Here is an 18,052-nt window from a genome sequence, read left to right as displayed (position 1 = left end):
GAGCGGGATCACGCACCGGGGTGCGGGTCGATCAGCACGCCCGGGTTGAGAATTCCGGCGGGATCGAGGGCGGACTTCGCCGCCCGCAGGGCGACGGCGAAGGGTTCGGGGCGCTGCCGGTCGTACCACGGGCGATGATCGCGGCCGACGGCGTGATGATGGGTGATGGTGGCGCCGCAGGTCTCGATCGCTTCCGACACAGCGGCTTTGATCTCATCCCACTGTTCGACGGTGCGTCCCCAGATACCCGCGGCATAGATCCCGAAGTACGGGGCCGGGCCGTCCGGATACACATGGGTGAATCGGCAGGTCACCACTCCGGTGACCCCGGCGGATCGGAAGGCCGACTCCGCAGCGGCCGGTACCGCGGCCCGCAGGGCGTCGAAACGGTCCCAGGTGCACGCGGTTTCGAAGGTCTCGACGATCATCGACTGTGCGGCCAGCGCATCACGCTGATACGGCATGCGCAGGAACGACGACCGCCAGCTTTCGGCCGCACCCGTGCGCGCCGAATCGGAATCGGCGGCGCTGTCGGTCAGGCGAACCCCGTCGGGAGCCTCTCCCCCGTACTCGCGGCAGATCGTCAGGGCGAACTCCATCGACGTGTCCACCGGATGATCACTGGATTCGAAACCCAAGACCAGAACCCCACCGGCAGAAGCGGTTCCAGCATTGATGAACGCCTCGACAGGGTCGAGCAGCCGGCAGTTGGCCGGATACAGGCCCGCCTGCGCGATCTCGCGAGTGGCCGCGACCGCCCGGCCGTAATCGCCGAACACCACCGACGCTCCGGCCCGCCAGCGCGGCCGCCGCCGCACCCGCATCCATGCCTCGGTGATCACCCCCAGAATGCCCTCCGAACCGAGAAACATCCGATCCGGCGAGGGCCCCGCCCCCGAGGCGGGCAACCGCCGCGACGCACTGACCCCGGCCGGCGTCACCACCCACATGGACTCGACCATGTCATCGATATGGGTGTACACCGTCGCGTAGTGCCCACCGGCCCGCCTCGGCGGTATTCCCCCACCCCCACCACGACCGACCCGTCATGACCGCCTCCTCGCACCGTCGAACCGACTCGACGGTAATTCCCCCGCCGTAGGCGCACAGCTTTTCGCACCGAAATGAGGAAGCGGCACGGCACTATCGCGCGGGATGTCACATAGGTGACATTCGGGAATTGACCACGCGAATCAGGCGGCGCAACGCCGGAAGTGTTTGCGGGGCCTCTGTGACCGGGCGTATGGTGGCACGAATTGCTGCCGACGAGAAGCTACATATGATCTTCTATCGCCGTATCGGTTCCGCTGCAATGCATTTGGCGTTCGCCGGCGCTCTGGCCACTGCCGCGCTGGGGACGGCTCCGGGGATGTGGGCGCCGCCGGGGCCGGTCGCCGATCCGACGGTGCTGCGAACCGAATTGGTGCGCACCGAGATTCGCGGGGCGGGGTGGGAGCGGTTGCATATCGTGTCGGAATCCATGCGGCGGGTGGTGCCGGTGGATGTGTTGCACGGCGGGGGTGCGGGGCCGCGGCCGACGGTGTATCTGCTCGACGGGGTCGAAGCGGAGCCCACCTCCGATTGGATCACCGAGGGCGGGGTGCGGGAGTTCTTCGCGGGGAAGCCGGTGGATGTGGTTCTCACCAGTGGCGGCGTAGGCAGCATGTACGCCGATTGGCAGCATTACGACGCGAAACTCGGGCTCAATCGGTGGGAGACCTTTCTGACCGAGGAATTGCCGCCGATCGTGGAGAAGTATCTGGACTCGGCCGGGCGGCGGGCGATCGCGGGGGTTTCCATGGGTGCGCAGGGCGCCATGATGCTGGCGCAGCGCCATCCGGGGCAGTATGCCGCCGTGGCCGGGATGAGCGGATGCTATTCCACCGCAGACGATCTCGGCCGCGCCATCACCCAGATCATCGTCGCCTCGCGCGGTGGCAACGTGTTCAATCTCTGGGGTCCGCCGAGCTCGCCGGACTGGATCGCCCACGACAGCCTGCTCGGGGCCGAAGCGCTGCGCGATACGACCATCCACCTGTCCGTGGCCAGCGGAATGCCCGGCGCCCCGAATCTCCTCGCCCTCGCGCAGGCCCCGAATATCGGTGAGGCGCTGGCCGAGGCGGGCGGCGGCATCGCGCTGGAGGCCGGGGCCCGCGAATGCACCGAACGCTTCGCCCACCGGCTCGCCGAGCTGGGGATTCCGGCCACCCTGCACTACGCGCCGACGGGCCTGCACGCCTGGCCGGATTTCGCCGCCCAGCTGGGCCCGGCCTGGCAGACTCTCGCGCCCGCGCTGGGTGTCTCGGCCGATTGAGGCGTCAGCGGAATCCGCAGGTCGGTGGCGATTCGGGCTGAATGTCTGAGTCGCCTCTCGTAGAGTGGGGCTATGCGGTCCATTTGGAAGGGCTCCATCGCGTTCGGACTGGTGAATGTCCCCGTGAAGGTTTACACCGCCACGGAGGACCATGACATCAAGTTCCACCAGGTGCACGCCGCCGACGGCGGGCGGATTCGCTACGAGCGGATCTGCACCATCGACGGGCAGCCGGTGCAGTATTCCGATATCGACAAGGCCTACGAATCACCCGACGGCGATCGGGTGATTCTGACCGACGAGGATTTCTCCAAACTGCCCGCCGCCGAGAAGCACGAGATTCCGGTGCTGCAGTTCGTGCCGTCGGACCAGATCGATCCGATGCTGTACGAGAAGAGCTATTACCTGGAGCCCGATTCCAGTACACCGAAGGCATATGTGCTGCTCGCCAAGACGCTCGAAGCGGTGGACCGGGTGGCCCTGGTGCATTTCACGCTGCGGCAGAAGACCCGGCTGGGCGCTTTACGCGTGCGTGACGGCGTGCTGGTGCTCCAAACGCTGCTGTGGCCCGATGAGGTGCGCTCGGTCGCCTTCGACAAATTGGACGACGTACCCGAGCCGCGCAAACAGGAATTGCAGATGGCCGAAACCCTCGTCGACACCCTCTCCGACGACTTCGATCCCGGCCTCTACGTCGACGAATACCAGATCGAATTGAAGAAACTGCTCGACGAGGCCATTGCCAGCGGCAGCAGCAAGGTCACCCGCGCCCCCGAGGCCGCCGCCCCGGAAATGGACGCCGAGGTCGTGGACCTGGTCGCGGCCCTGCAGCGCAGCCTGGAGGCCTCCGGCAAGCGGGCCCCGGCGAAGAAGACGGCCGCACCGGCGAAGCAGGCGACCAAGGCCACCGCGGAGAAGAAGCCCGCCAAGAAGGCCGCGGCGAAGAAGGCCCCGGCCAAACAGACCCGCAAGGGCGCCTGATAGCACATGCCCGCCGCCGGTCGCGGGCCGGAGCGGTTCGCGACGTTCCGGCACACAACTGGCAAAATGCCGGGCATGGAATCCGACATAGCCATCGTTCCGATGGGTCTCGGACATCTGCGTCAGGTCATCGACCTGGGGTACGAGGTGTTCGATACCTCCGCCAAGCCCTACACCTCGTGGTCGCTGACCTCGGTCGCCGAGCACCTGGACAGTGCGGGCCGCTCCTGCTGGGTGGCGGTGGACTCGGATCGGGTGGTCGGGTTCGTGCTGGCGTCCATGGAGTTCGAGCTGCGCGACGACTGGGCCTATCTGGAGTGGATCGCGGTCTCGCCCGATATGCAGGGGCGCGGCGTGGCCGGCAAGCTCATGACCGCCTGCTGCGACACCCTGTTCAAGCACGGCGCGCGGCGCATCGTCACCGATGTGGAGCTGCACAACTCCGCGTCGGCGGGCATGATGCGCAAGAACGGCTTCACCGAGGGCACGACCGTCACGCTGTTCGTGCGCAACAATCCCGACGAGGCCCTGTCGGAGAACGACGAGCAGATCACCCTGGGCCCGGGCACCAAGCGCGATCTCATTCGGCGCGGCCGCATTACCGGCGACGGACGACACGGGCGGCCGAAGAACTGACCGCGGCGCGCGGGCGAACTTGTCGGACCCCGCCGCTACGGTGGGCGCATGACTGTCATCGACGACGTGATGATCGCCATCAACGATGCGGTAACCCTTGGCCGCCAAGGCAATACCGCACAAGCCCGGGAACAGCTCAGCGAGCTGTGGGAGACGATGGGCCCCGATGGCGATCCGCTGCACCGCGTCACGCTCGCGCACTTCATGGCCGATCTCCAGGATCACGCCGCCGACGCCCTCACCTGGGACCTCCGCGCGCTCGACGCCGTGGACTCGCTCACCGATGAGCGCGCCCGGCAGCATCACGCCTCGCTGAGCGTGCGGGGCTTCTACCCGTCCCTGCACCTCAACCTGGCCGACTGCTACCGCCGGCTGGGCGCGTTCGACACCGCCCGCAGGCATCTCGACGCCGCCCGCAGCCGGGTGGACGCCCTCGACGACGACGGTTACGGCCGGGGCGTGCTGGCCGGGATCGGGAATGTCGAAGCGGCACTGGCGGAAGGATCCACCGAGCGGCTGCCCACGCACTGAACCGCGGTGGCGGCCGAGACGAAATACGATGGGGCGGTGGACACCGACGAGGGCGACATCGGCGAGGGGCTCGACCCGCTGCGGGTCAACCGGGAGAACTGGGACGCCCGCGCACCGATTCACGCGGCCAGCCGGTTCTATCGCGATCATGACTCGTCCTACTGGTTCGCGCCCTTCGAGTGGGATGTGCTCGGGGATGTGCGCGACCGCGACGTGCTGCACCTGCAATGCCATCTCGGAACCGAGACAATCGAATTCGCCGAGCGGGGGGCCAGAGCGGTCGGCCTCGACTTCTCCCCGGAGACGGTCCGGTGCGCCCGCGAGCTCTCCGGTGACGCGGTCGAGTACGTGTGCGCGGATGTGTACGACGCGCTGAATGCGCTGGGGCACAGGCAATTCGACATCGTCTACACCGGCAAGGGCGCACTGTGCTACCTGCCCGATCTGCCGCGGTGGGCGGGCATTCTCGCCGAACTGCTGCGACCCGGCGGATTGGTCTACATCGTCGAGTTCCACCCCTTGCTGCATGCGCTGGCGCCCACACCGCCGGCCGGAGTCGATCCGGACGCGCTCGTCCTGCACGAGGACTATCTCGAAGGGCGGGGCGCGCAACGCCGCGACAGTTCGCACACCTACACCGACGGCCCGCCGCTGACCGCCGACACCACCGCCTACGAATGGCGCCACGGACTCGGCGAGGTAGTGACCGCGCTGGTCCGCGCGGGACTGCGCATCACCGACCTCACCGAGACCGACACCCTGCCGTGGCCACGCTGGTCGCGCATGGTCCGCACGGACAACGACTGGTTCCGGCTGCCGCCCGCGGACCCCATCCTGCCGTTGCTGTACGGACTGGCGGCCACCAAACCGGCCGGGGAGCCCGGTCGGTCCTCCTGATCGGCGGCCGTTAGGCCCGCCGGGCCTCGGCCAACGCGCGCTCCTTTCCCTCCCGGAAGAAATCGATCAGGCTCTGGACGGTGCCCGCCTCCGAACGCGGGCGCATGGCGCCGAAGGGCGCATTCCAGAACTCGCCCGTGCGGCGGGTCCACGGACCCACATACGCATAGGGCTGCGGGTGCTCCCAATCGCCCGGGGAGACACCGTAGTTCACCTCGTCGACCGCCACCGACAGATCGAAGTGCTCCGGCCACAGCACCGGCGCCTCGGCCGCGAATCTTCGCAGCGCGGTATCCCCCACCGCGAACCAGTCGTGCACCGTCGCCGCCGCGTCGGTATCGATGGTGAAGGGCTCGTCGGCATCCATATTGGTGCCGTCGGAATAGAGTCCGTTCGGTGGTCCGTCGGCCTCGAAGCCGGCGGCCGTCGCCAGATCGCGGTAGGTGCCGTGCAGGCGCAGCCGGCCCTCGGGCCAGACCAGATCGGTGCCGGTCACCGACACCGGCCATTTGACGCCGGTAAATCCACCCAGGACGATTCGCATGCGGATGCTGCCGAACCGCCGGTACTGCGGGCCCGCGATCAGCAGTTCCGCCGCCGCGTGCAACGCGAACCGGGTGTCTTCGTAGGTGATGTCGTCCACAGGAAAATCATCGCCGGGACGCCGGGCGTGTTGTCGTGAAATCGCGTCCGGTCATAGAAAAGTGCGCCGCGCCGAAGGATTCGGCGCGGCGCACGGGTTTGATGCGATCAGCTCGCGTTTTCGGTGCAAGCCGACAGGATGACCTTGCCCTGACGCGGCGAGGCGGAACCGGTGTCCGGGAACGCCGGGGCACTGGTGCCGAGCACCTCGATCGCCTTGGTCTCGGCCTCGGACTTGTTCGGCGCCCACGCCCAGCCGAAGCGGGTGTCGGCGCCCTGGGCGACCGCACCGCAGGCATTGGCGAAGTGCACGACGACCTCACAGTCGCCGCCGCCGCACTTGCTGATGGCAGCGCTGTCCGCACTCCCCCAGCTCGTGTAATTCACCGCATAAGCGACATTTCCGGTGCTCCGCGAGAGCGCCAGAGCGCCGTACAGATCGCCGGCGGTTGCGGTGAAGCCCGGCTCGCCTTCGGCCGCCGCATGGGCGGGTCCGGCGGCCACCGCACCCATGGCGGCCATCGACGTGACAGCGAGGCCCATACCGGCCTTGCGCAGCAACGACATTCGATACTCCCCGTGCTGGTTTGTAATAACGGGACGAATCATGTCCGAGCCCACCCTGATTGTCCAATCCAACTTCGAGGTTTAGACCCGGCGCATAACGGATACGACTTTCCCCAGCACAACCGCCTCATCACCATCGATGATCGGATAAGCCGGATTGCGCGGTTCCAGATACACGTGCCCGTTCCGGCGACGGTACACCTTCACCGTCGCCTCCCCATCGATCATGGCCGCCACGATCTCCCCGGAATGCGCTTCCCGCTCCTGGCGCACCACCACGATGTCGCCATCGCAAATGGCCGCGTCGACCATCGAGTCCCCGCGCACCCGCAGCCCGAACACCGTCCCCCGCCCCACCAACTCCCGCGGCAGCGACAGCACATCGTCGGTGTGCTCCTCGGCCAGGATCGGAGTGCCCGCCGCGATATCGCCGACCACCGGCACCGGCACCGAATCCCCCGCCGAGGCCGCCTGCTGCGGCGCCGCCTTCAGAAACAACCGCACGTCCATGGGCCGCGTCACCGACTCACTGCGCTTGAGGAACCCCCGCTCCTCCAACTCCTTCAAATGCTTCGACACCGAAGACGTCGACTTCAACCCCACCGCATCCCCGATCTCCCGGCTACTCGGCGAATACCCGTGCCGCTGTACCCAATCGCGAATCGTGCAGAGAATCCGCTGCTGCCGCTCCGGCAGCGTGGAGGTATCGAGATGCTCGAACCCATCGAAGTCGTCGTATCCGGTCACCGGGGCATCCTAATGGCGCACACGCGAATACAGCGGTATCGCCACCTTGAATAGGCTGGCCGTCGTGCAGGATCACGAGAAGTTGTTCGACCGGGTGCGCGGAGCACTGCTGGGCGGGGCGATCGGCGACGCGCTGGGGTGGCCCATCGAATTCCTGTCCCTGGCGCAGATCCGGGATCGGTATGGGGCCTCCGGGGTGACGGGTTATTCGCCCGGTCCGGTGCCGGGTGCACCGCAGGCGATCACCGATGACACACAGATGACGCTGTTCACCGCGGAAGGACTGCTGCGCTGTCCCGCGGGCGCGGACCCCGCACCTGTGCTGCGCAACGCCTACCTGCGCTGGCGGGACACCCAGCAGCAGGACAAGCCCGCGCCGGATGCCGACGGATGGCTCGCGCGACAGCAATTCCTCTATGCGATGCGGGCTCCGGGCCGAGCCTGCATGAACGGTCTGCGCCGACAAGCCGAGGGCTACCTTCCCGCTCTGGAATTCGGCGAACCCGGCCCCGTGAACCCGTCGTCCAAGGGCTGTGGCACGGTGATGCGCTCCGCCCCGTTCGGCCTGGCCGGCCTCGGCCCGGACCGTGCCTTCCACGCCGCCATGCGCTGCGCCCAGCTCACCCACGGCCACCCCACCGCCTACCTCGCAGCGGGCGCGTTCGCCATCCTGATCGACAGTGTTCTCTCCGGCGCCGAACTACCGATCGCCCTGCAGGACACCATCGCTCGCCTCACTACCATGCCCGCCGCGGCGGAAACCATTACCGCCCTCACCGCCGCGCTGACGGTCACGCAACTCGGTCCGCCCACGCCGGAGCGGGTCGAACAGGTCGGCGCGGGCTGGGTGGCCGAGGAATGCCTCGCCATCGCCGTCTATTCCGCGCTGTACGCCTACCGCACCGGTGACGTGCGCGGTGGCCTCCTGCTGGCCGTCAACCATTCCGGCGACTCCGACTCCACCGGTGCCGTAGCAGGAAACCTCATCGGCGCGGTCCACGGCGTCGCCGCCCTCCCGATGGAGTGGATCGCCCCACTCGAGGGCCGCGACGAGTTGTTCCGCGTAGCGGACGATCTCGTCCTCAACTTCTGCTACAACGACCGCTCCGCCCTCGACGACCGCTACCCGCTCGACACCACGCCGCTCGCTACAGCGTGAAAACAGCGTGGGCCGACACCTTTCGGCGCCGGCCCACGCTATTGCGATATGCCCGAGTTCGGATTCGGGCTAGACGGTGAATCCCAAGGCGCGGAGTTGTTCGCGGCCGTCGTCGGTGATCTTGTCGGGGCCCCACGGGGGCATCCAGACCCAGTTGATCTGGAGGTCTTCGACCAGGCCGCTGCGGACCAGGGCGTTGCGGGACTGGTCTTCGATGACGTCGGTCAGGGGGCAGGCCGGGGACGTGAGGGTCATGTCCAGTTTGGCGATGCCGTCCTCGACCTTGAGGCCGTAGACGAGGCCGAGGTCGACGACATTGATGCCGAGTTCCGGATCGACGACGTCGCGCATCGCCTCCTCCAGGTCCTCGAGGAACTGGATCTCCTCGGCGGACAGCTCGACCTCGGTGGTGGTTTCGGTGGTCGGCTCGGTGTCACTCATCGGACTTCTTCTCCCCATTGGCCATCGGCAGTGTGGTCTCCGCTGCGGAGGTTATCCGCACGACGGCGTCCTTGAACGCCATCCAGCCCAGCAATGCGCATTTGACGCGCGCCGGGTACTTGGCGACGCCGGCGAGGGCGATGCCGTCGCCGATCACGTCCTCGTCGCCCTCGATGGTGCCGCGGCTGGTGACCATCTCGTCGAAGGCCTCGACCACCTTCAGCGCCTGCTGCAACGGCAGGCCGATGACCTGATCGGTGAGGATCGAGGTGGAGGCCTGGCTGATCGAACAGCCCTGGCCGTCGTAGGAGACGTCGGCGACGTCACCGTTGTCGTCGAGCTGGACGCGCAGGGTCACCTCGTCGCCGCACGTCGGGTTGACGTGGTGCACCTCGGCGCCGAACGGCTCTCGCAAGCCGCGGTGGTGCGGGTGCTTGTAGTGGTCCAGGATCACTTCCTGATACATCTGCTCCATGCGCATGGTTTATGCAACTCCGAAGAAGCTCTGAGCCTTCCGCACCGCCGCGATCAGCGCGTCCACCTCGTCGAGGGTGTTGTAGACGGCGAAGGAGGCGCGGGCCGTGGCGGCGACGCCGAAGCGGCGGTGCAGCGGCCAGGCGCAGTGGTGGCCCACCCGGATGGCGACGCCCTCGTCGTCGAGGATCTGGCCCACATCGTGGGCGTGGATGCCGTCGACCACGAAAGCGACCGCGCCGCCGCGGTTCACAGTGTCCGTCGGTCCGATGATGCGCACGCCGTCGATCTTGCCCAGCCCGTCCAGGGCCGCGCTGACCAGCGAATGCTCGTGCGCCGCAACGGCATCCATGCCGATCTCTTCCAGATACCGCACGGCCGCGCCCAATCCGACCACCTGCGAGGTCATCGGCACGCCGGCCTCGAAGCGCTGCGGCGGGGCGGCGTAGGTGCTGTGGTCCATGAAGACGGTCTCGATCATGGAACCGCCGGTGATGAACGGCGGGGTCTGCTCCAGCAGCGAGTAGCGGCCGAAGAGCACGCCGACACCGGACGGGCCGAGCATCTTGTGGCCGGAGAAGGCGGCGAAGTCCACGCCCAGCTCCCGGAAGTCCACCGGCATGTGCGGCACCGACTGGCAGGCGTCGAGCACCGTGAGCGCGCCGACTTCCTGTGCGCGGCGCACCAATTCGGCCACCGGCGCGACCGCGCCGGTCACATTGGACTGGTGGGTGAACGCGACGACCTTGGTGGCGGGCGACAGTTCCAGCGAATCCAGATCGATGCGCCCGTCCTCGGTGACCCCGTACCACTTCAGCGTCGCACCCGTGCGGCGCGCGAGCTCCTGCCACGGCACCAGATTCGCGTGATGCTCGAGCTCGGTGATGATGATCTCGTCGCCCGGGCCCACGTGGTACGGGAACCGGTCGTCGGCGAAGGCGTAGGTCACCAGGTTCAGCGATTCGGTCGCGTTCTTGGTGAAGACGATCTCGTTCGCGTGCACGCCCACGAAGCGGGCGATATCGGCGCGTGCGCCCTCGTAGGCGTCGGTGGCCTCTTCGGCCAGCTGGTGAGCACCACGGTGCACCGCCGCATTGCGCTGGATCAGGAAATTGCGTTCAGCATCCAGCACCTCCATGGGCCGCTGCGCGGTGGCGCCCGAGTCGAGATAGACCAGGGGTTTGCCGTCGCGCACAGTGCGGCTCAGGATCGGGAAGTCGGCCCGGATCCGGGCGACATCCAAGGCGGGCACCGTAGTGGTCATATCTACGCTCCTACAGCAGCAGAGGTGAAACGCACGTAGCCATTCGCATCGAGTTCTTCGGCCAGCTCCGGCCCGCCCTCGGCCACGATGCGGCCGTTGACGAACACGTGCACGAAGTCGGGCTGGATGTAGCGCAGGATGCGGGTGTAGTGGGTGATCAGCAGCACGCCGCCGTTCTCCCGCTCCTTGTAGTTGTTCACGCCCTGCGACACGATGCGCAGCGCGTCGACGTCCAGACCGGAGTCGGTCTCGTCGAGGATGGCGATCCTCGGCTTGAGCAGGCCCAGCTGCAGGATCTCCTGGCGCTTCTTCTCACCGCCCGAGAAGCCCTCGTTCACCGAGCGCTCGCCGAAGGCCGGATCGATCTCCAGCTCGGCCATGTTCTCCTTGACTTCCTTCACCCAGGTGCGCAGCTTGGGCGCCTCGCCGCGGACGGCGGTGGCGGCGGTGCGCAGGAAGTTGGAAACCGAGACGCCGGGAACCTCGACCGGGTACTGCATGGCCAGGAACAGACCGGCACGCGCGCGCTCGTCGACCGACATCTCCAGCACGTCCTCACCGTCGAGGGTGATGGAGCCCGAGGTCACGGTGTACTTCGGATGCCCGGCGATGGCGTAGGACAGGGTCGACTTACCGGAACCGTTGGGGCCCATGATCGCGTGCGTCTCGCCCGAGCGCACGGTCAGGTTGACGCCCTTGAGGATCTTGATGGGCTCGCCGTTTTCGTCGGGGTTGGCGACCTCGACGTGCAGGTCCTTGATTTCCAGGGTGGTCATCGAATTCGAATTCCTTTGCGGGGAGGGAAAGTTGGTGTCAGACGCCGACAGCGGCGAGCCGCTCAAACTCCGACAGCGGCGAGCTCGGCCTCGATGGCCGCCTCGAGCCGCTCCCGGACCTCGGGGACGGCGATCTTCAGGATGATCTCGTGGAAGAAGCCGCGCACGACCAGCCGTCGCGCCGCCTCCTCCGGAATACCGCGCGAGCGCAGGTAGAACAGCTGCTCGTCGTCGAAACGCCCGGTGGCCGCGGCATGTCCGGCGCCGACGATCTCGCCGGTCTCGATCTCCAGGTTCGGCACCGAGTCGGCGCGCGCGCCGTCGGTGAGCACCAGGTTGCGGTTCACCTCGTAGGTGTCGGTGCCCTCGGCGGCGGCGCGAATGAGCACATCGCCCACCCACACGGTGTGCGCGTCCGGCTTCGACGAGGACGGATCGCCCTGCAGCGCACCCTTGTACTGCACATTCGACTTGCAGTTGGGCTGCGAGTGATCGACCAGCAGGCGCTGCTCGAAGAACTGGCCGTCATCGGCGAAGTACAGGCCGAGCAGTTCGGCGTCGCCGCCCGGACCGTCGTAGCGCACATTGCCGGTCAGGCGCACCACATCGCCGCCGAGGGTGACATTGGTGTGCCGCAGCGTGGCGTCGCGGCCCAGCCGGGCGTGGTGCGCGGTGACGTGCACGGCGTCGTCGGCCCAGTCCTGCACGATGACGACATTCAGCGCGGCGCTGTCGCCGAGCACGAATTCCACGTTCTCCGCGTAGGTTCCGCTGCCGCGCTGGTCGACGACCACGGTGGCGCGGGCGAAATTGCCCAGCCGGATCTGCAGGTGCCCGTAGGCGACCTTGCCTGCACCCGGACCGGTGATGGTCACGGTGACCGGCTCGGCCACTTCGGTTTCCGCGCCGACCGACACGATGGTGGCCTGTTCGAAGCCCGAGTACGCCTGCGCGGCAATACGATCGGTGGGCACGCCGCCCTGGCCGAGGCGAGCGTCGCCGCGCTCTACGGTCTCCACGGCGACGCCGGCGACCTCGGTCACCTCGACGGCGGCCCGGCCGTCGCGCACGGCGGTGCCGTCGTGCAGGCCGTTGAGGCGGCGCATCGGCGTGAAGCGCCACGCCTCGTCACGGCCCGAGGGCACCTCGAAGGCGTTCACATCGAACGAGGCGAACACCTCGCCCTTGTTCACGGCGGGGGTGCGAGCCTCAGCGGCCTCGGCAACGTTCTCGACGGCCATCAGCCGACGGCTCCTTCCATCTGCAGTTCGATCAGGCGGTTCAGCTCCAGCGCGTATTCCATCGGGAGCTCCTTGGCGATGGGCTCCACGAAGCCGCGCACCACCATGGCCATGGCCTCGTCCTCGGTGAGACCGCGCGACATGAGGTAGAACAGCTGATCCTCGGACACCTTCGAGACGGTCGCCTCGTGGCCCATGGTCACGTCGTCCTCGCGGATGTCGACGTAGGGGTAGGTGTCGGAGCGGGACACGTTGTCCACCAGCAGCGCATCGCACTTCACGGTCGACTTGGACCCGTGCGCGCCCTTGTTCACCTGCACCAGCCCGCGGTAGGAGGCGCGGCCGCCGCCGCGCGCCACCGACTTGGAGATGATGTTCGAGGAGGTGTGCGGCGCCAGGTGCAGCATCTTCGCGCCGGTGTCCTGGTGCTGGCCCGCGCCGGCGAAGGCGATGGAGAGCACCTCGCCCTTGGCGTGCTCACCGGTCATCCACACGGCCGGGTACTTCATGGTGACCTTGGAGCCGATATTGCCGTCGACCCATTCCATGGTCGCGCCCGCCTCGGCCTTGGCCCGCTTGGTGACCAGGTTGTAGACGTTGTTCGACCAGTTCTGGATGGTGGTGTAGCGGCAGCGGCCGCCCTTCTTCACGATGATCTCCACGACCGCCGAGTGCAGCGAGTCCGAGGAGTAGATCGGCGCGGTGCAGCCCTCGACGTAGTGCACGTAGGCGTCCTCGTCGACGATGATCAGCGTGCGCTCGAACTGGCCCATGTTCTCGGTGTTGATCCGGAAGTAGGCCTGCAGCGGGATGTCCACGTGCACGCCCGGCGGCACGTAGATGAACGAGCCGCCCGACCACACGGCCGAGTTCAGCGCGGAGAACTTGTTGTCGCCCGAGGGAATGACCGAGCCGAAGTACTTCTGGAACAGCTCCGGGTGCTCCTTGAGACCGGTGTCGGTGTCGAGGAAGATGACGCCCTGCTTCTCCAGGTCCTCGCGGATGGAGTGGTAGACGACCTCGGACTCGTACTGTGCGGCGACACCGGCCACGAGGCGCTGCTTCTCCGCCTCCGGGATGCCCAGCTTGTCGTAGGTGTTCTTGATGTCCTCGGGCAGGTCCTCCCAGGTGGCGGCCTGCTTCTCCGAGGAGCGCACGAAGTACTTGATGTTGTCGAAGTCGATGCCCTCGAGGTTGGAGCCCCAGTTCGGCATGGGCTTCTTGTCGAAGATGCGCAGCGCCTTCAGACGGAAGTCGAGCATCCATTCCGGCTCGCTCTTCTTCGCCGAGATGTCGCGCACGACCTCCTCGGACAGGCCGCGCTTGGCACTGGCACCGGCGACATCCTTGTCGGCCCAGCCGTACCCGTAGTTGCCCAGGGACGCAATGGTCTCTTCCTGGGTCAGCGGCTGCACCTGGTCGGTGGTCGTCGTCATTCGGCACTCCTTCCGGAGTCGTGTGTAGAAGTCGTTGCGGGCTGTGCAACGGGGGTTTCTGCGGTATTCGAGGTATGTGTGGGCATGAGCGTCAGCGGCACATGCGTGGTGCAGGCGCAATCGCCGTTGGCGATGGTGGCCAGGCGCTGCACGTGCGTGCCGAGCAGCTCCCGGAAGGCCTCCAGCTCGGCGGCGCACAGCTCCGGGAATTCCTCGGCGACGTGCGACACCGGGCAGTGGTGCTGGCAGATCTGCACTCCCGCACCGACTTTCCGGGTGGACGCGGCGAAACCGGCGTCGGTGAAGGCCTCCGCGATCTCGTCGGCCTTGGCCGCCGTCTCCTCCGGCGTATGCCTTCCGAGACGGTCGATACCGGCGACGATGACGCCGACGCGCTTGCGCGCGAACTCGACGATGGCCTTGTCGCCGCCGATCTCGCGGAGCTGACGCATGGCGGCACCGGCGAGGTCATCGTAGGCGTGACCCAACCGGCCCCTGCCGGTGGCCGTCAACTGGTACTGCTTGGCGGGACGACCGCGGCCCTTCTGCTGCCACGCCGCCGACCGGGTGGCGCGGGCCTCGCCCGATTCGATGAGCGCGTCCAGATGCCTGCGCACCCCCGCCGGAGTCAGTGCCAGCCGCTCGCCGATGGCGGTCGCGGTGATCGGGCCTTCCTCCAGCAGCAGCTTGATGACGGCCTCGCGGGTGTGTCCCTCGCCCGCCGGCGCGGGCACGACAACAGTCCGGGCGCCCTTTCGGCGCCCGGTGCCTGTCTCCGCGTTCCGCAAACCCACGGTTTTCACAACATCAGTGTGACGGAATTCCTTCCCCGGTTCCAGGAAGGGTCACCTTACTTGACGCGTATTCCCGGTGTGAAACATTCCACACCGGGTTCGCGCCGGTCAGGCGGGCGATCCGGCAGGTTGCAGATGGGCCAGCAGGAGCTTGATGAGCAGAACCGGAGCCACCCAGGCGAGCACGGCGGGGAGGCCGAGGGGAATCAAGAGCGCCAGCGTCACGAAGGCGAACCCCGCCGGGAGCCGCAGTTGCGCCGGGACCACAAGAACGAATACCGCGCCGAGCAGGGCGAGAGCGTAGAGCGCGGCCGCGCTGAGCCAGCCGAAATCGGGGACGACGAGCGCGAGCAAGAACGGCTGCACATGGATGGCAACGAAGGTCAGGTGGTGCCGCCCGGCGCGGCCGGGGCGGTGGAAATGCCGCGTGGCCGAGGCGGTGGCATTGACGACCGCGCCGCCGCACAGGTCGAAGGCGACGACGGCGATCACGGCGACGGCCAGGACGGACAGTTCCGCGCGCAGCGCGAGCGCGACGGCGCCGGCCGAGCCCAGCAGGGCGGTGCCGTAGCAGAGCAGTTGTTCGCCGCGGGTGGCGTCGGGGGCGATGAGATGGTCGCCGAGGGTCCGGGTGTTCATGCGCGCTCCCGCAGTCCGTCGAGGCAGATATCCAGAATCGGCTGGGCCAGCCGGTCGATGGGGACCTCGGGGTCGACGAGCCATTGCAGCAGCACGCCTTCGATGACGCCGACGATCACCGTCGCGTGCGCCTCCCCCAGGTCGGGACGAATCTCCTTCAGCAGCAAGCCGATCGCCTGCCGGTGCTCGCGGTAGACGGTCTTCATGTAGTCGGTGGCCCACAGGTCCAGCAGGATCCGGGCGTGCTCGGGCCGGCTCGAGATCAGTTCGAGAATCCCGCGCACCAACTCCTCGAACCGGGCCAGCGGCGGTGCGCCACCCTCGAGGATGTGCCGGACCATCTCTTGCGAATCGCCGCTGTACTGATCGAATGCCGCATCCAGCAACGCATCCCGGCTGTCGAAGTACAGGTACACACTGCCCTTGGCGATCCCGGCCTCGGCGGCCACATCGTCGATTCGCGAGGCGGCGAAGCCTTTTCGCGCGAAAACCCGGACCGCCGCCGCCAGGATCTCCTGCCGTCTCGCCGTCTTGTCGACCTTCTTCGGTGACATCCACACCCCTTATTATGACTGACTATTCAGTCATAATAAGGGTCGGGCGGCCAAGAAGTCCAGCAGTTCCCGCGCGACGACGTCGGGATTCTCCTCGGGCAGAAAGTGAACGCCGCGCACGGCTTTTCCGCGCAGATCGGTGGCCACCACCGTGGGCGCCACCGCCAACGCCGGGAATGATCATGCGCTGGACCGTGGAGCGGCGTGGGCGACTAGCGCACGGCGATCAGTTTCAAGGGGGTTTCCAGGAGGGCGTCGAGGGAGTCGTTCCAGGCCACGGTGCGGGTGGTGACCGCGGACGGGTCGAAGCGGCCGGCGGCGACGAGGTCGAGGATGGGCGGGATGGCGGGGCGGGCGTGGGCGCGGCCGGTGTGGAAGGTGCAGCAGCGCGAATACATTTCGAAGACCGGCATGGGGACGTCCTCGAGTTGCACGCTGACGCTGGTGCACCAGCCGTCGTTGGCGGTGGCGTTGACGGCGGCCCGGAGGGCGGTGGCGCCGCCGGCGGCTTCGACGGTGACGGAGAAGCGGCCTACTCGTTCGTCGGGTCTGCCTTCGATGGGCTCGGCGCCCAATTCGGCTGCGATGGACAGTCTTTCCGGGTCGGTATCCAGGTAGACGGTGCGCGGTGCGCCGAGGGCTACGGCCAGACCGGCGGCGTAAAGGCCGATCGACGGGGCCGCGCGACCACCGAGGACGAGCACCTCTGCGTGCGGGTCGGCCGCCAGCTGCGGCGCCACGGCGCGGTAGGCGTCGGGGATGTTGTCGCTGGCGCTGGCGACCGCGACGGGGTCGACACCGGCGGGGAGCGGAACGAGCATGCTGTCGGCGTGCGGGACGAGGGTGCGGTCGGCCCAGAGGCCGCCCCAGTTCACGCCGCCCAGCGGGCCGAGGCCGAAGGTGGACATGAACGGGTGGGCGGTGCAGTTGCCGGTGTTGCCGCGCAGGCAGGACGGGCATGCGCCGCAGGAGATTTGGAAGGGGACCACCACGCGGTCGCCGGGTGCGACGGTGCGCACCTCGTCGCCGACGGCGACGACTTCGGCGACGCACTCGTGGCCGAAGGGGTAGGGACCCTCGAGGGGGAAACTTCCGCGCAGGACGGCGGGGTCGATATCGCAGGTCGCCACGGCGATGGGGCGGACCAGCGCCTGATCGGGGGCGGCGAGGACGGGTTCGGGGCAGTCCTCCCAGTGCAGTGCTCCGGGACCGTCCAGCATTAATCGCTTCATCGACCGATCATCGCTAGAACGTTCTTTCTAGACAACCCACCCTAGGGGTGAGAATCACTCGGCGGCAGCGACTTCCGGACCCGCGGGCGCGAACCCCGCACCGTTGGCCGCGGCTTCGGCGAGACTCAACCGGATCAGCCGGGCCATGGCCGCCGAAACGGTGTGCAGCGGTTCATCCGAGCGGCGCACCCGCGCGAGAATCGTCGCCCCCTCGTAGGCGGCCACCACGGTGGTGGCCAGTTCGCGCGCCTCCCCCGCCGGCAGCCCCAGATCGGCGAGCAATTCCGCGAACCCGTGCGCCATGGCATCGAATGCGGAAACGCATGCGGTGCGCACGGATTCGACATCGCTGCCGCCGTCGAGAGCGGGGGTGCCCACCGGGCAGCCCGCGGTCCAGTCCGACGCTTCGAGTCTCGCGGCCATGAAGTCGAACAATGTTGCCGCCGTGCCGAACACATCCGCGGGAGCCTGCTGGATCATCCGGCCCACCAGCACCCCGGTTCCGGTGATGGCGGAGACCGCGATCTCCTCCTTGCCGCCCGGAAAATGGTGGTAGATCGAGCCATACGGCAGCGAGGCCGCCTCGCTCAGCTTCTTCAGACCGAAGCCGTGATAGCCGTGGCGGGCTAGCAGCCCGGCCGCGGCCACCTCGATTCGGCGTTTCGACTCGGAAACCATTTATCCAGGGTAGGAGGGCGGACCGACATAGATCGGGCGAATCGGCCAG

General features: G+C 67.6%; 21 protein-coding genes and 1 pseudogene. 6 read left to right on the top strand and 16 right to left on the bottom strand.

Translation table 11 applies throughout. The features are described 5' to 3' along the window. Positions 1-8: 8 nt before the first annotated feature. Positions 9-1,025 (bottom strand): annotated as a pseudogene (locus tag ACYQ5L_RS16440) (FAD-binding oxidoreductase); the annotation flags it as partial. Positions 1,026-1,312: 287 nt separating this feature from the next. Between ACYQ5L_RS16440 and ACYQ5L_RS16435 the strand changes: the two are divergent. The 5 genes from ACYQ5L_RS16435 (at position 1,313) to ACYQ5L_RS16415 (ending at position 5,359) form a co-directional block, all read left to right on the top strand. After that, a complete protein-coding gene (locus tag ACYQ5L_RS16435) occupies positions 1,313-2,314 on the top strand; it encodes an alpha/beta hydrolase (protein ID WP_459958473.1) in 1,002 nt (333 codons plus the stop codon). A 72-nt stretch (positions 2,315-2,386) separates the two neighbouring features. Next, positions 2,387-3,295 (top strand): non-homologous end joining protein Ku, encoded by a 909-nt coding sequence (ku, locus tag ACYQ5L_RS16430; protein ID WP_459958471.1) that lies wholly within the window; start codon positions 2,387-2,389, stop codon positions 3,293-3,295. 75 nt (positions 3,296-3,370) lie between these two features. Next, a complete protein-coding gene (locus tag ACYQ5L_RS16425; protein ID WP_459958468.1) occupies positions 3,371-3,931 on the top strand; it encodes a GNAT family N-acetyltransferase in 561 nt (186 codons plus the stop codon). Between the two features lie 48 nt (positions 3,932-3,979). Further along, positions 3,980-4,462 carry a hypothetical protein gene (locus ACYQ5L_RS16420; protein WP_459958464.1) on the top strand — a complete coding sequence of 161 codons (483 nt, stop codon included), beginning with the start codon at positions 3,980-3,982 and terminating at the stop codon, positions 4,460-4,462. Positions 4,463-4,498: 36 nt separating this feature from the next. Next, a complete protein-coding gene (locus ACYQ5L_RS16415) occupies positions 4,499-5,359 on the top strand; it encodes a class I SAM-dependent methyltransferase (protein WP_459958460.1) in 861 nt (286 codons plus the stop codon). Positions 5,360-5,369: 10 nt separating this feature from the next. Here ACYQ5L_RS16415 and ACYQ5L_RS16410 read toward each other — a convergent pair whose 3' ends face one another. The 3 genes from ACYQ5L_RS16410 to lexA form a co-directional block, all read right to left on the bottom strand. After that, positions 5,370-6,002 (bottom strand): hypothetical protein, encoded by a 633-nt coding sequence (locus tag ACYQ5L_RS16410; RefSeq protein WP_459958457.1) that lies wholly within the window; start codon positions 6,000-6,002, stop codon positions 5,370-5,372. A 107-nt stretch (positions 6,003-6,109) separates the two neighbouring features. Beyond that, a complete protein-coding gene (locus tag ACYQ5L_RS16405; RefSeq protein WP_459958454.1) occupies positions 6,110-6,568 on the bottom strand; it encodes a DUF4189 domain-containing protein in 459 nt (152 codons plus the stop codon). A gap of 81 nt (positions 6,569-6,649) precedes the next feature. Beyond that, positions 6,650-7,315 carry a transcriptional repressor LexA gene (gene lexA, locus ACYQ5L_RS16400; protein ID WP_459958451.1) on the bottom strand — a complete coding sequence of 222 codons (666 nt, stop codon included), beginning with the start codon at positions 7,313-7,315 and terminating at the stop codon, positions 6,650-6,652. 64 nt (positions 7,316-7,379) lie between these two features. Between lexA and ACYQ5L_RS16395 the strand changes: the two genes are divergently transcribed. Continuing rightward, the gene (locus ACYQ5L_RS16395) at positions 7,380-8,474 is read left to right on the top strand and encodes an ADP-ribosylglycohydrolase family protein (RefSeq protein WP_459958448.1); all 1,095 of its coding nucleotides are present in this window, start codon (positions 7,380-7,382) and stop codon (positions 8,472-8,474) included. 69 nt (positions 8,475-8,543) lie between these two features. On the opposite strand, the gene ACYQ5L_RS16390 is transcribed toward ACYQ5L_RS16395, so the two are convergent. From ACYQ5L_RS16390 to ACYQ5L_RS16335, 12 genes are all read right to left on the bottom strand, one after another. Continuing rightward, positions 8,544-8,915, bottom strand: a complete 372-nt coding sequence (locus ACYQ5L_RS16390; protein WP_459958446.1) for a metal-sulfur cluster assembly factor — start codon at positions 8,913-8,915, stop codon at positions 8,544-8,546. Beyond that, entirely contained in the window at positions 8,908-9,396 is a 489-nt protein-coding gene (gene sufU / locus ACYQ5L_RS16385) for a Fe-S cluster assembly sulfur transfer protein SufU (RefSeq protein WP_459958444.1), read from the bottom strand. The genes ACYQ5L_RS16390 and sufU overlap by 8 nt, the downstream gene beginning before the upstream one ends. Positions 9,397-9,399: 3 nt before the next feature. Beyond that, complete coding sequence (locus ACYQ5L_RS16380) at positions 9,400-10,653, bottom strand: cysteine desulfurase (protein ID WP_459958443.1); 1,254 nt, start codon at positions 10,651-10,653, stop codon at positions 9,400-9,402. Positions 10,654-10,655: 2 nt separating this feature from the next. Next, positions 10,656-11,429: a Fe-S cluster assembly ATPase SufC gene (gene sufC / locus ACYQ5L_RS16375; protein ID WP_459958441.1), complete on the bottom strand. Its 774-nt coding sequence runs from the start codon at positions 11,427-11,429 to the stop codon at positions 10,656-10,658. 62 nt (positions 11,430-11,491) lie between these two features. Then, a complete protein-coding gene (gene sufD, locus ACYQ5L_RS16370; protein WP_459958439.1) occupies positions 11,492-12,670 on the bottom strand; it encodes a Fe-S cluster assembly protein SufD in 1,179 nt (392 codons plus the stop codon). Beyond that, positions 12,670-14,106 carry a Fe-S cluster assembly protein SufB gene (gene sufB, locus ACYQ5L_RS16365; protein WP_459958437.1) on the bottom strand — a complete coding sequence of 479 codons (1,437 nt, stop codon included), beginning with the start codon at positions 14,104-14,106 and terminating at the stop codon, positions 12,670-12,672. Before sufB ends, sufD begins: the two co-directional genes overlap by 1 nt. Further along, entirely contained in the window at positions 14,103-14,840 is a 738-nt protein-coding gene (locus tag ACYQ5L_RS16360) for a helix-turn-helix transcriptional regulator (RefSeq protein WP_459958432.1), read from the bottom strand. The genes sufB and ACYQ5L_RS16360 overlap by 4 nt, the downstream gene beginning before the upstream one ends. A 168-nt stretch (positions 14,841-15,008) precedes the next feature. Then, complete coding sequence (locus ACYQ5L_RS16355) at positions 15,009-15,539, bottom strand: hypothetical protein (protein WP_459958430.1); 531 nt, start codon at positions 15,537-15,539, stop codon at positions 15,009-15,011. Further along, positions 15,536-16,093: a TetR/AcrR family transcriptional regulator gene (locus ACYQ5L_RS16350; protein WP_459958428.1), complete on the bottom strand. Its 558-nt coding sequence runs from the start codon at positions 16,091-16,093 to the stop codon at positions 15,536-15,538. The genes ACYQ5L_RS16355 and ACYQ5L_RS16350 overlap by 4 nt, the downstream gene beginning before the upstream one ends. Before the next feature lie 30 nt (positions 16,094-16,123). Further along, entirely contained in the window at positions 16,124-16,261 is a 138-nt protein-coding gene (locus ACYQ5L_RS16345) for a hypothetical protein (protein WP_459958426.1), read from the bottom strand. Between the two features lie 44 nt (positions 16,262-16,305). Further along, the gene (locus tag ACYQ5L_RS16340; RefSeq protein ID WP_459958424.1) at positions 16,306-17,325 is read right to left on the bottom strand and encodes a zinc-dependent alcohol dehydrogenase; all 1,020 of its coding nucleotides are present in this window, start codon (positions 17,323-17,325) and stop codon (positions 16,306-16,308) included. A 54-nt stretch (positions 17,326-17,379) separates the two neighbouring features. Further along, entirely contained in the window at positions 17,380-18,003 is a 624-nt protein-coding gene (locus ACYQ5L_RS16335; protein ID WP_459958422.1) for a TetR/AcrR family transcriptional regulator, read from the bottom strand. Positions 18,004-18,052: the final 49 nt, after the last annotated feature.

It is taken from the genome of Nocardia sp. IFM 10818 (genome assembly GCF_054655275.1).
This window is presented reverse-complemented; position numbering and strand designations above follow the sequence as displayed.